This window comes from Neobacillus sp. FW104-15D2 (assembly GCF_058790155.1).
This window is the reverse complement of sequence record NZ_JBYTCJ010000001.1, coordinates 82,980-95,911: the sequence shown is the minus strand read 5'-3', so window position 1 is coordinate 95,911 and position 12,932 is coordinate 82,980. Positions and strand designations below refer to the sequence as shown.

The 12,932-nt window shown below is 39.0% G+C and carries 13 protein-coding genes; 3 read left to right on the top strand and 10 right to left on the bottom strand.

The window, feature by feature from the left end; translation table 11 throughout:
* Entirely contained in the window at positions 1–1,341 is a 1,341-nt protein-coding gene (locus AC3WR0_RS00545) for an acetyl-CoA carboxylase biotin carboxylase subunit (protein ID WP_492550520.1), read from the bottom strand.
* 304 nt (positions 1,342–1,645) lie between these two features.
* Here AC3WR0_RS00545 and AC3WR0_RS00540 point away from each other — a divergent pair, with 304 nt between their 5' ends.
* Positions 1,646–2,113 carry an N-acetyltransferase gene (locus AC3WR0_RS00540; RefSeq protein WP_492550519.1) on the top strand — a complete coding sequence of 156 codons (468 nt, stop codon included), beginning with the start codon at positions 1,646–1,648 and terminating at the stop codon, positions 2,111–2,113.
* Between the two features lie 373 nt (positions 2,114–2,486).
* Here AC3WR0_RS00540 and AC3WR0_RS00535 read toward each other — a convergent pair whose 3' ends face one another.
* The 4 genes from AC3WR0_RS00535 to AC3WR0_RS00520 all read right to left on the bottom strand — a co-directional run bounded on the left by AC3WR0_RS00535 (position 2,487) and on the right by AC3WR0_RS00520 (position 4,812).
* Complete coding sequence (locus tag AC3WR0_RS00535; RefSeq protein ID WP_492550518.1) at positions 2,487–3,101, bottom strand: RsfA family transcriptional regulator; 615 nt, start codon at positions 3,099–3,101, stop codon at positions 2,487–2,489.
* A gap of 73 nt (positions 3,102–3,174) precedes the next feature.
* A complete protein-coding gene (locus AC3WR0_RS00530; protein ID WP_492550517.1) occupies positions 3,175–3,942 on the bottom strand; it encodes an enoyl-CoA hydratase/isomerase family protein in 768 nt (255 codons plus the stop codon).
* An 83-nt stretch (positions 3,943–4,025) separates the two neighbouring features.
* A complete protein-coding gene (gene rpmF / locus AC3WR0_RS00525) occupies positions 4,026–4,199 on the bottom strand; it encodes a 50S ribosomal protein L32 (RefSeq protein WP_027323277.1) in 174 nt (57 codons plus the stop codon).
* 85 nt (positions 4,200–4,284) lie between these two features.
* A complete protein-coding gene (locus AC3WR0_RS00520; protein ID WP_492550516.1) occupies positions 4,285–4,812 on the bottom strand; it encodes a YceD family protein in 528 nt (175 codons plus the stop codon).
* A 263-nt stretch (positions 4,813–5,075) separates the two neighbouring features.
* Between AC3WR0_RS00520 and AC3WR0_RS00515 the strand changes: the two genes are divergently transcribed.
* Entirely contained in the window at positions 5,076–6,290 is a 1,215-nt protein-coding gene (locus AC3WR0_RS00515; protein WP_492550515.1) for a nucleotidyltransferase, read from the top strand.
* 45 nt (positions 6,291–6,335) lie between these two features.
* Here AC3WR0_RS00515 and AC3WR0_RS00510 read toward each other — a convergent pair whose 3' ends face one another.
* Positions 6,336–7,358 (bottom strand): SepM family pheromone-processing serine protease, encoded by a 1,023-nt coding sequence (locus tag AC3WR0_RS00510; RefSeq protein WP_492550514.1) that lies wholly within the window; start codon positions 7,356–7,358, stop codon positions 6,336–6,338.
* A 2-nt stretch (positions 7,359–7,360) separates the two neighbouring features.
* Positions 7,361–8,146, bottom strand: a complete 786-nt coding sequence (locus AC3WR0_RS00505) for a patatin-like phospholipase family protein (protein ID WP_027323273.1) — start codon at positions 8,144–8,146, stop codon at positions 7,361–7,363.
* Between the two features lie 414 nt (positions 8,147–8,560).
* Here AC3WR0_RS00505 and ylbJ point away from each other — a divergent pair, with 414 nt between their 5' ends.
* Entirely contained in the window at positions 8,561–9,775 is a 1,215-nt protein-coding gene (ylbJ, locus tag AC3WR0_RS00500) for a sporulation integral membrane protein YlbJ (RefSeq protein ID WP_492550513.1), read from the top strand.
* Positions 9,776–9,971: 196 nt separating this feature from the next.
* On the opposite strand, the gene coaD is transcribed toward ylbJ, so the two are convergent.
* The 3 genes from coaD to AC3WR0_RS00485 all read right to left on the bottom strand — a co-directional run bounded on the left by coaD (position 9,972) and on the right by AC3WR0_RS00485 (position 12,806).
* Positions 9,972–10,454 carry a pantetheine-phosphate adenylyltransferase gene (coaD, locus tag AC3WR0_RS00495; RefSeq protein WP_492550512.1) on the bottom strand — a complete coding sequence of 161 codons (483 nt, stop codon included), beginning with the start codon at positions 10,452–10,454 and terminating at the stop codon, positions 9,972–9,974.
* Between the two features lie 2 nt (positions 10,455–10,456).
* Positions 10,457–11,026 (bottom strand): 16S rRNA (guanine(966)-N(2))-methyltransferase RsmD, encoded by a 570-nt coding sequence (gene rsmD, locus AC3WR0_RS00490; RefSeq protein WP_492550511.1) that lies wholly within the window; start codon positions 11,024–11,026, stop codon positions 10,457–10,459.
* Positions 11,027–11,381: 355 nt separating this feature from the next.
* Complete coding sequence (locus tag AC3WR0_RS00485; protein ID WP_492550510.1) at positions 11,382–12,806, bottom strand: stalk domain-containing protein; 1,425 nt, start codon at positions 12,804–12,806, stop codon at positions 11,382–11,384.
* Between the last annotated feature and the right edge of the window lie 126 nt (positions 12,807–12,932).

The following is a 12,932-nucleotide window of genomic DNA, read 5'->3' as shown; positions in this document are numbered from 1 at the left end:
TTATTTCAGTACATTTGTATTTGTTAAAAATCCAGTTGTATAACTGCCATTCTGAAAATCTTTGTCTGCCAAAATATTAAGGAACAGAGGGACGTTTGTTTTAATCCCCTCAATCTTCATTTCTTCAAAAAATACTTTTGCCTTTTGAATAGCTTCTGCCCTTGAATCACCATGAAGAATACATTTGGCAATCATAGGATCGTAAAATGGTGTAACCGTATCTCCTTCACAATAACCTGTGTCTACCCTAACATTTTCGTCAAGGTGCCAATCAAGTTTGGTGATTTTGCCCGGAGAAGGAAGAAAGCGGACTGGGTCCTCCGCATATAAGCGAAACTCTATAGAATGCCCTTTGGAAACGATTTCATTTTGCGATTGGGGCAGTCTTTCCCCACTTGCCACAAGAATTTGCCATTTAACCAGGTCAATTCCTGTATTTAATTCGGTAACAGGATGTTCGACCTGCAGTCTCGTATTCATCTCAAGGAAGTAAAAGTTTTCATTTTGGTCCACAATAAATTCAATTGTTCCGGCATTTTCATAGTCTACTGCTCTCGCTGCCCTCAAAGCTGTTTCAAACATTTTTTCCTTAACTGTTTGCGAAAGGAAAGGAGAGGGAGATTCTTCGACCACTTTTTGATGCCTTCTTTGTATGGAACAATCTCTTTCAAAAAGATGTACTAAATTTCCATACTTATCTCCAAAGATCTGAACCTCAATATGCCGGCCATCGGCAATATATTTTTCAATAAATACCTCATCCGAACCAAAATAAGCCTTTGCCCTGGCCTTCGTTGAATCGAAGGATTTAGCGAGCGCTTGCTCATCATCACAGCGGATCATTCCGATTCCGCCGCCTCCGCTGCTCGCTTTCAGCATAACAGGGTATCCTATACTTTGAGCTAGCTCTTTTGCTTCTTCAATATTTTGAATCCCGGTGCCGCTTCCTGGCACAACTGGAACTCCTGCCTGCTCCATAGTTTGTCTTGAAATGATTTTATCTCCCATTAACTCAATAGTTTTGGATTTAGGTCCAATAAAAGAAATGCCTTCCTTTTCAGCCATTTCAGCAAAAGCTGCATTCTCTGAGAGAAAACCATACCCTGGATGAATGCCATCAACCTTTTCCTGCTTAGCTACTTCAAGTATTGCTTCTCCCACGAGATATGATTTATTTACAGGCGCTTCCCCAATTCTGACCGCCTTAGTAGCTGCTTTTACAAAAGGCATTTCCTTGTCAGCATCAGAATAGACTGCGATCGTTTGGATACCCAATTCGTGGCATGTTTTGATGATTCTTAATGCAATTTCTCCCCTATTCGCAATTAAGATTTTTTGCACAGTATTTCTCCCTTCTCTATGCTTTTTTACCAACAGTGTTATATCTTTCTACATAGTTTCCTTAATTTCCTGCAAATTATGAAAACGGTTTCTGTAGTTTCTTCGGGTTTTTTCTTTCATATTGACGGTGCTGGGATAAATGAAGTTTTAAAAGCTGAGAGTGTTGGAAGATTCAATCTATTTGTTATATAATGAAAATGATATATTATGAAAATACTGAAAAGGATTTTCATTTTTATGTTATTCCTTTAATTTTCACTATATACAATATAAAGATAAGAATTTAATTTAGGGGGTATCTTTAATGGACGTCACCAAATTGCATATTAATTTTAAGACTCTAGAAGAATTTAAAAAGTTTAAAGAATATGGTCTTCAGGAACTTTCCATGCTGGAAGAGCTTGAAGGGAATATTATTGAAGAAAACAGCGAGTCACCATTCTATGGTATATATTTCGGAGATAAACTAGTTGCGCGGATGAGTCTTTACCAGATTGACTCCAGGTTTGACCGTTATTTCTCCCCTCCCCAAAATTATTTAGAACTTTGGAAGCTCGAAGTTCTCCAGGATTACCAGGGAAGAGGGTTTGGAAAGGCTCTTGTCGAATTTGCAAAGAGCTTTGGCTTGCCGATCAAAACCAACCCTCGTGTAAATTCTAAAGATTTCTGGGAGAAGATGGGCTATAAAAATGTAAATTATGAAATGGAACGGGACCGCGGTGAAAACCCGCTCGTATGGTACCCGGAAGGCGTCGATCCACAGGTGCATTAGATGCCCGTTTAGCGACGTAGAGGAGTTTAAAAAAGGCTCAAATCGATTCCCTCGGAAAAGCTGCTCTTTTCCCTCGTGCGATGTAAATGCTTGTCCTTTGGCAACGCCTTTCTAACCTGCATCGCACGAAGCTGTCCTGCAGGCCTCCACTTCTATGTTGACTTATTGGAGGGAGGAGTGGGATGGACACTGGCTGACCCAAGCATCACCTGGCGGTCATAATTGATGCAAGATACTTAAAATACTTTCTAAAGGTGAATACCGCTGTGCACCGGAGCTAGACAGTAAACAAGGTGTAATATTAAATTTAAATTAATTGATATTATTTCAAATTAAAAAGCGGACATTGCGTCCGCTTTTTTATATTGAAAACTTACCCTTCTACTCTTTCAAGATTACCGTTTTTGTCCATTTGGAATCTCACCTTTTTTTGGCGATCCTCCTCCTGCAGAACCACCATTTTTCTGGCTCGCTCCATAATCTCAATCAAAGAACGGTAATCTTCCTCTATTGCCTTTAGGTTTTTAGAAAGTTTTTCATTTTCTGCAGCAAGATAGAATGCTTTTTTCTCTAAGTCTCTTATTATTTCTTTATCATCATCAGCTTTAGAGGATTTTTCAGCCTTCACATATAAGTTTTGTATATAACTTACCACTTCCTGAAGGTTCAGCCCACTAGCCCCCACTACCTCTTGAGTATCTATTTCCTGCATATCTTCCTGGACATTTTCAACCTTCGCTTCTTCTAAGGCTGGGGTCTTCTTGACTTCCTTTCGCTGTTTTTTTGCAACCTCAATACCGGATTTATATTGCTTACGGACGTAGGAATTCCAGCGAAAACCACACGCCGCAGCAGTTCTCGAAAGTCTTGCCCCTGTTTCTTCAAAAGCCTGAAGCTGAGTTCCTCCCTCGCGAATATGACGAAGCACTATTTCAGCAAGCAGTAAATCTTCATCCTGCGTCCATGCATCCTGTCTGGTTGGTGACATCAGTATCCCTCCTAGTGTTTTTATTCATACATATGCATCTGCTAGAAAAGATAGACTGATATCAACAGCCGTATTATTGTTTATTCAATTTTTCATTTAAAAAATGGCTTACATACTCATGATGGGCGTCACTCTCCCATAAAATTGCACATGCCTTAACTTCTTCCTGCATTCTTTCCTTTAGCTGTAAAGCTTCCCATTTGCGAATCCACATTGCTTTATAGGCTTGAATAACGTCAGTATTTAAGCCGATTGTTTTTTTAATAAACATTTTCGCTGCTTCAAGTGGTTCTCCTTCATAAAACTCATCAATAAAACCAATTTTATGTAATTCTTCTGCCTGCTTTATATTTGCCTCAAATAGCAATCTCATTCCGTTCGTCCCCGTGAGTTTTTCTGACGCAATCGTTCCGCCGCCCCACCCGGTTGTAATCGCTTGCTTTCCCTGTACAAAACCAGCTTTAATAGTCTTTTTTGCCAGACGAAAATCGCAGGCCATTGCCACTTCACAGCCTCCTCCCACAGCAGCTCCGTTCATAAGAGCAATAACCGGCTTTGGAAGAATAAGCAACTCATAGAGAATAGCAGACATTTTAGAAAGCATTGAATAGGCTTCGTCCCTGGTCTTTAGTGAATGGAAAACGGATAAATCGCCGCCTGAGCAAAAAGCCTGATTGCCGCTGCCCGTAATCACCAGGGCTTTTACATCCTTTTCCAACGCTAAGGCAATAGCTTCTTTTAGGCCCTCCATAACTCCATAATTAATGGCATTCCTTTTTTCATTTCTTTCAATTGTAAAAATCAAAAATCCATCCGAATTCTTTTTTAATGTGTAATCCATTCCTTAACCTTCCTTTATATAAAGTTCTTTAAAACGACAAAAGCACAAGGGCATAATAGTCCTTGTGCTTTTTATCATGAAAATTATTTGTTTACAACGTCTTTTCCTTTGTAGGTTCCGCAAGCCTTACATATGCGGTGAGCAAGTTTCATTTCACCACAGTTTGGGCATTCTACCATACCAGGAACATTTAATTTGAAATGTGTACGACGCTTTCTTTTCGCAGTTTTAGAAGTTCTTCTAAAAGGTACAGCCATTCTTCCCACCTCCTTAAAGAGTTATAAGAAAGTAATGAAGGCCGAAATCACGGTCTTCACTTTGCTTCTTTTTTTTTGCCGATTGTTAATCGGAGGAATTGTTGTCGTCAAAAAACTTAGCCAATTCTGCAAGTCTTGGATCAATCTTCTTTGTTTGATCTTCCTCAGTGACTACTTCCCAATCCTTTCCTGATTGAGGGGCAGCGCCTTCCTGATTATAATCCTCACAAAATACTTGCATCGGCACTTCAAGCAGGAGTATTTCTCTAATGACTGGCATTAAATCAATAAGGTCCCCTTTTACTTGATGAGCCTCCTCTTCGGTAACAGCTTCATATTCCGGTACATTAAAGAGGTATGTTTCAGTTGTTTCGACAGAAATTGGATAATTGACATCAACTAATGTTCGAGAACAAGGAAGAATTAAATAACCATCAATTTCCAAGTGAAATGTCACTCTTGTAGAACCGATATCAGCCCGTCCAGTTACATGGATTGGTGATACCCCTCTTATTGTTGGATCATCAGTTTTAATCTCATCTACCCGTATGGTTTCATCAATTAAAAATTCCTTATTTCGACTCTTTTGCAATTGGCTTAATGTCCATTTCATATGAATCACCCCAAGGCAACAAAGGTAATTATAGCCTTCCCATAATTTTTTGTCAATGTTTTTTCTTTACACCTGGAAGGCATTAAAACAATCATCCTTTGGCATTTTACTTTAATACACATTATTAGTTTATCCTTTATATATTTTTGCAAACCTCTCCGAACGGTAATGATGTTTATACCAATCACTGCATCGAATTGCAGAAAAAAATTTGCTATAATAAAATTTACCATTAAATTGTTTTAAATTAAAGGAGAACATAAATGAAAGCTGTTGGGCTAATTGTTGAATACAACCCTTTTCATAATGGACATGCTTTTCATCTGCAAGCATCTAAAGAAGCTTCAGAAGCAGATGTTGTTATTGCGGTAATGAGCGGAAATTTTCTTCAGCGAGGAGAACCGGCACTTGTTTCCAAGTGGGCAAGAACAAAAATGGCTTTAGCAGGAGGTGCAGATCTTGTATTAGAACTTCCCTATATTTTCGCAGCACAGAAAGCGGAGACCTTCGCAAATGGCGCTGTATCTATTTTGACTGCAGCAGGTTGTGATGCTCTATGTTTTGGCAGTGAAGACGGGGATATTAATGCCTTTCTTAATACTCTGGATTTCCTGCATGAGAACCAGTCCCAATATAATCATAAAGTAAAAACCTATATAAAAACCGGAGTAAGCTATCCCAAAGCTCTTTCACTTTCTTTTGAAAGTTTTGAAGGAACTGATAGTCTTATCAGCCTGGCAAAACCAAATAACATCCTTGGCTTTCAATACATAAAAGCTATTCGAGATCAAAAAAGCTCAATTAAGCCACTCACTGTAAAAAGAAAGAATGCTGACTACCATGATGAACACTTTGCTTCTGAAACAATAGCTAGTGCAACTAGCATCAGAAAAGCCATTTTTGGAGAAGATGAAAACGCAGACAAAGTTAGCCAGTATATTCCAAAACCTACATTTGATCAATTAAAACTCTACTTTTCTGAATATGGTCTCTTTCATCAATGGGAAAACTATTGGCCATTCCTTAAATATAGACTCTTGAATATGGAGGCTAAGGAGTTGCATGAAATCTACGAGGTGGAGGAAGGCATTGAAAACCGTATGCTAAAAGCGGCAGTATCCTCTTCTTCTTTTGGTGATTTCATGGAGCAAATTAAAACAAAAAGGTATACCTGGACAAGACTTCAAAGAGCCTGTGTCCATATATTAACGAATACACATAAAGAAGAAATGTATCTTCCCCAGGAAAAAGCATCCTATATGAGACTGCTTGGAATGTCTTTGGCAGGACGAGAGTACCTAAACAAAATGAAAAGCCACTTTTCCTTACCTCTTGTATCAAAACTATCGTCTTTTAAAGAGAAGTCGATTAATCTGGATATAAAAGCAGCAAAGGTGTATTCATGTGCACTAAGTGGTGAAAAACAAGTGAAGCATTTAAAAATGGAATTTAATCAACCGCCAATTTATATGAAATAAAGGACTGCCCGCCGCTGGGGAGTCCTTTATTTACTGGTTATCTAATTAAGATTTCATTTTAAGCTTTTCTAAATAATGGACAGCATCGTTAAAGGTATCTACAGGAATGATTTTCATATTGGTATCTATATCTTTTGCCGTTTTAACGGCTGCCCGATAATTGGAGTCTTTCGCTCCCTTTTCATTCGGGGCAAAAAAGATTTCAGCGCCTGCTTTGTCAGCCGCAATGATTTTTTGCTCAATTCCCCCGATAGGTCCAACCATTCCATCAGGAGAAATCGTACCCGTTCCCGCAATTTCATAGTTCCTTGTTAAATCTTCCTTTGTCAGCTGGTTATAAATTTCAAGCGAGAACATTAATCCTGCTGAAGGGCCACCGATTTCGTCTGTTTTGATTTTAACCTTAGGCTGAGTAATAAGATCCTTATCATCAACAAGTCCTATCCCTATCCCAACATGCTTCGGATCATTTTTAAATTTCTTGACAGACATATTTGCTGTATCTGTCTTTCCTCTTCTTGAAAAGGTAATCTTAACAGGATCACCTTCATGCTTTTTACTTACAGATTCAATAAATTGTCCTGAGGAAATAAACGGATGACCATCAACTTTTAGAAGCCTATCTCCAGATTTTAATTTCCCTGCTGCCGGCATCCCGGGTACAATATCAAGTACATACACACCTTTGTAGCGGTACTGAACAGGGATTCCTGCTTTTTTAAAAGCAGTTTCTATGGCACTCTCTTTTGAGCCCTCCATCATATGTAGCTGACGGGTATTAAATTCTTCTTCCGTTTCTTTTTTTCCCATAATCATGTCTAATGGGTAAATTTCATCGTATTTGCTTACTTTAGCAGTGAGATACGAATAGATATTGGCTCTTCCCATCCTTACGGTTGTCAGCATAAAGCTTCCTTTTTCGTGGTAACCGTTCTCTATATTGATGATGGGCTCCAATTCTTTTGCCATTCCCGGTTTCGAAACAAAATATGGCAAGGGAAAATATAAAGCTCCTATTAAAACTGCTGTTATTAGAATATAAGGAAGAAACGATATTTTTTTCCGCATCTTTATTCTGTCTCCTTCCATTGATCAATCACATTTTGAATTTGAGAGAGATGCTTTCTCGCCTCGTCTTCCCCAATTTTTATAATTTCTTCTATATTGGTAAAAGCTCTTGAACTGTACATTTCCACATGGGGGCGAATCATTATATCTGAAGCCGCCTCCCTGCTAATAACCAGTTCCTTCTGCATAATATCAATGCTCTGCATAATTACATCGAAAATGGAAGTAATTTCAGCATTTTTCTTTACTTTTGCGACATCCACCGCAATAACTATATCCGCACCCATCTCCTTTACAACAGAAACAGGGACCCTGTCTGCCACACCGCCGTCCACTAATATCCGGCCATTTAATTTTTCTGGAACCAATATTCCTGGAATGGATATACTTGCACGGACTGCATCAGATATTGGGCCATCTCTAAAAATGACCTTTTCTCCTGCAATCAGGTCGGTAGCGACCACAGCAACAGGAATATCCAACTCTTCAAGATTCTTTCCATGTGTAAAGAGCCTTATAAATTCCTTTATCCGGTTCCCTGCTATAAATCCCATTTTTGGAACGGTAAAATCAAGGTAATATTTTCTCTTAAAGGCTCCCGAAAGCTTATATAAGCGATCCATATCAATGCCAGCCCCGTAAAAGCAGGCAACTAAGGCTCCCATGCTGCTTCCGGCAATTAAATCAACAGGAATCCCAGCCTCTCTTAACACTTTAATAACACCCAGATGGGCAAAACCTCTTGCTCCCCCTGAACCGAGCGCCAATCCAATCTTCGGACGCACCAAATTGAACTCCTCCTATACCTAGGTACAAACCGGTTTTCGGCATGCCTTTCTTAAGATACAAGATAAAATATATTTTTAATTTTGGTTCTCCCCTGAAAGAACTTTGGATAACCGTTCTTTCATTCTTTTTTGTACCCATTTTCAAGGCAGGGTGTCTGTTAAATTTACCTGCTTATTTCTGCTTCAGGAACTCGCTTTCCGCGTCCTGTTTGGGGAGTCGTCTTCGGCCCTAGAAGCCTGTGGCGTCTCCCTTTACCCGCTTCTCTGATAAGAGAATTGTCTTTCAATCTTATGGTCTAAAATTTCTTTATATGAGTATATTGTGTTATATGAGGACAAGGCAATATTCCTTATTCTAGCACTGTTTTGGCACCTTGCACAGTAAGGAATTCCAGAGGAAGGAGGCAGTCCCATTTGTTTCGTTCAAAGCTAAAAACCCTCTTTTTATCTGTATCAGTTACCATATTGGCTGGGTCCCTTATTTCCTTTCCGCAGGAATCATTTCAGGCATCGATCAGGGGATTAAATATGTGGTGGGAAATTGTATTTCCTTCGTTACTTCCCTTTTTTATTGTCTCTGAAATGCTTATCGGTTTTGGAGTCGTTAGATTTATAGGGGTCCTGCTCGAACCGCTAATGCGGCCACTTTTTAAAGTGCCTGGAGTTGGCGGTTTTGTATGGGCAATGGGTATGGCATCCGGTTTTCCGGCAGGGGCAAAACTGACAGCAAGGCTTCGCCAGGAAGGACAATTAACTAGAACTGAAGCTGAGAGGCTTGTATCTTTTACTAATTCCTCAAACCCGCTGTTTATTTTCGGAGCTGTTTCCGTTGGATTCTTCAATAATGCCCAGCTGGGAATCATTTTTGCCTTTGCTCATTATCTTGGAAACATCGGTGTGGGTATTCTCATGAGGTTTTATGGAAAGGAAGATTCATTGAAAAGGAGTGAAAGGAAAAAAAGTTTTGCATTTAGAAGTGCCTTATCAGCTCTTCATCAAACGAGATTAAAAGATAATCGTCCCATCGGGAAATTACTGGGCGATGCTGTTACTTCCTCCATTCAAACCCTCCTAATGGTCGGTGGGTTTATTATAATTTTTTCGGTGATAAATAAACTCCTATATCTTTTACATATCACTGCTTTCCTTGCACAAGTTGTTGATTTTGCCCTGGAGACTATATCCTTTCCGGACATGCTAAGTATTCCCTTTATTTCTGGGCTTTTTGAAATAACCCTTGGCAGCCAGATGACAAGCCAGGTTCAGGATGCCACTTTGCTGCAGCAGGCAATGATTACAAGCTTTATCCTTGCATTTAGTGGTTTTAGTGTTCAGGCGCAGGTTGCAAGCATCCTGGCTCAAACCGATATACGCTTCCAGCCATTTTTTTTCGCAAGAATTATTCAAGGTGTATTTGCCAGCTTGTTTACACTTGTTTTATGGAAACCACTTTATCTTCATTTTCAGGAACCTGAAAAGCCTTCAAATGCCATACCCGTAAGTCTTCTTAAAACTGCCATAGAGTCAGATCACTTATTTCAAAAAATGGTCCTTGCCGGTCCATTGATCACTCTTTTTGCACTCGGTGTTTATGTATTAATCCTTGCAAAAAGGCATGCAAAAGCGTAAACGAAACCTTGGCTATTGCGAGCCTTTAAGTGAGAGCAGAGCCGTTCCTGCCCATATCACGCTCAAAACGGCAAGTCCACGATAAAGCTGATGAAGCCTTCCTTTTCCGGTCAACCGTTCTTTCAAAATTAAATCTGATTAGCTAAAAACAGACCTGAGCTGGTTCTCTGGTCTGTTTTTTGTTATTTATGGTCTGTTATTTTTTAAATTTCTTATGTAGGGCTTTTTCTACAGGGGTAGGAACAAGTGATGAAATGTTGCCGTCATATTTGGCAACTTCTTTTACAATACTTGAGCTTAAAAAGGAATATTGATTATTTGTCATAATAAAAAAGGTTTCAATACTTTCGTTTAGCACCCTGTTCATAGATGTAATCTGCATCTCATATTCAAAATCGGATACCGCCCTTAATCCCCGGATGATGGCATTTGCATTTACCGACTGTGCATATTCCACCAATAACCCCGAAAATTCATCCACCTTAACATTAGGAAGGTCCTTCGTTACCTCTTTAATTAGTTCAATTCTCTCATCACCTGAAAAGAGTGGGTGCTTGGAGGAATTGTTTAGAACAACCACATATAGCTGATCAAAAACTTTAGCCCCTCTTCTAATAATATCTAAATGTCCATAAGTTATAGGATCAAAACTACCAGGACACACTGCAATGCTTGCCATATTCAGTTCCCTACTTCCTCTAATTCATTCTGAAAAATGGAGATGGATATGATTCCATACCTTTCATGCTTTATTTGCTGCAAACCTTCCAATGAGTCCGGAAGAATAACCTCGTGGCTGTGTTCACAGACAATTAGGCCTCCATCCGCGAGCAGATTTTGCCCCCTTATTTTTTCCATAAGGCTCACGAGCTGCTGTTTTTTGTATGGCGGATCTAAAAATATGTAATCAAATACTATTTCTCTTTTTTTAAGTGCTTTTAGCGCCCGGTCAGCGTCGTTTCGATAGACCTCAGATTTTTCTTCAAAGCCGCATGTTTTTATATTTTCGTTAATGGTATGGATTGCCTTAGGTTCCCTATCGATAAAAATAACTTTATCAAGTCCCCTGCTCAATCCCTCCAACCCCAGTCCGCCGCTGCCTGCGAATAAATCCAGGCCTAGGCCTCCATCAAAATATGGACCAATCATATTAAAAACTGCTTCTTTTACCTTATCGGTAGTTGGTCTAGTTGTGTTGCCAGGAACCGCTTTCAAAGCTCTCCCCTTGCAAATTCCGGAGACCACTCTCATCTTAATCACCACATATTCTGACAATTTTCTTATTTTCTTCACTATCCTATCATAATTGTATTTCCAAGCCAACATGATAACTAATTTTAAAAGCTGTTAATAAAAATAGTAAAGATCAAGTTTGGGAAAATTTTAATTTATTATCAAATATGTGTATAAGTCTTCCTCTTGTGGAAATAATGTTACTAACAACATCAATTCGAGGATGTTGTTGCCAACCGCGGAGAAGACTTACGTTTCCCCATAAGTTCTTCCTCCGGTTTCTCCTCTCCCTTTGCCTTCTATCCTTTTAAGGATATAGAAGGACCCTGCAGAGTTTTCTGCAGGGTTTTTTTTGTTAGCGAGTTCCTTCATATTAATCAGTTAATATAATCTTCTTTTTAGTTTCAGTTACCTTCACTTTAAATATAGATTTGAGTCCAGCCTGGCTTATATAAACTGTTCCTGTCTTAACCATAAAGGGATTAATCAAAAGCCCGTAGCCTTGTCCATTCCGATAAAAAATTTTTTTCTCAGGCTGGAAGCTATATGTGGCTTTTTGTTTTTTTAAAACTATAAACTTTTCTTCGTGTCGGCCGGACGTATATCCCAGAGCACCCATAGTGGCGACGAAAGGATAAAAACGGCTGCCTTGTGCTACTAGAACCTCAAGAGTGGGTAAATTCGTACCATTAATTACAAGAGATTTACTTTCAAAAAAAGCAAGAGGAACATTTTCTTTTATTTTCTCTGTATTTAACGTGAAAAAGGATGTTTTCAGCCCTCTTGCTTTTTCAAGAATGGAGTCTAAATCCCTGACATTCAATTGCGTTTTTGTGCTATTTACCTTAACAATAAATTCTTTCCATTCCTGATCACTAAGGGAGGAATGCATTTGGTTTAGGGCAAATCTACCTTTCTCAGTCCTGGGTTCATTTCCAGAATAGTTTGAAACAAACATATCCCTTATCCATTCAGATTCGGGAGCCTTTTTAAACTTTTGTCCATAGAAATATTCTGCAGCTGCAGCTTGCATTTCTGAAGCTGGCCGGCCATCCGCAAGAAAAAGAAAGCCTGGAGCAGATCCTGATGATGCCCTTTTTGTAAAAATAATATTTAAAAAAGGCATGCTTTTCAGCCAGCTGGATTCAATAATCTTTTTCTCTGTATTCAATTCCTCTTGTTTATCACTATAAATAGTATAGTTTCCCGTTTGCTTTAACCTATAAAGCGGACTCTCCTGCCAGTACAAAGAAACTTCTGGTTCTTTCCCCTTAAAAACGTAATAATTGATTAATTCCCTTTCCTTATGTCCTGTTAATGGGATACCTGCTACCCATTTCCCTTTCCGTTTTGCGGGAGAAATTATTGTGATTTTTGTATTTTGGATACTCTCATTCTTTAAGCCAGCTGACCATTCTGTGAGTAAAAATGCTGTTGCTTTTTTGTTTGTTTGCAGTGAATACTGAAGAGACAAAGAGCCTTTTTTAGCCAGAAAGGTATTCGGATTGCTGTCTTGGCTGGCGCATTCCCCTCTAATGTCCCCTATACAAGTCCACTCAGGACTATACCGTGGAGGCAAAACTGTATACTCTCTTTTGGAGCTCAGTCCTGAAAATGTGTGAACGATCTTTAGAAGACCGTTCGCATCCGAAGTTATGATAAGTTCCTGCGAAACCTGATCTTTTAAGCCGTCAGAATGTTTTTTCCCATTTTCTGAAAAGCTGTGCCACTGCCAGTATAGAAGTCCTCCAAAAGCAGTCAAAAGGAGAAGCAGACAAATGATGATCTTTTTATACAATTGAAACTCCCCTTAAAAAACAATCCTTTTATAAAGATAGCATGATTTTGCGAAGACAATGCAACTCTCTTACTGGTTTGGAAATGTTTAATTTCACTTTTCTTTCTATTCCAAAAGTGTTAAATT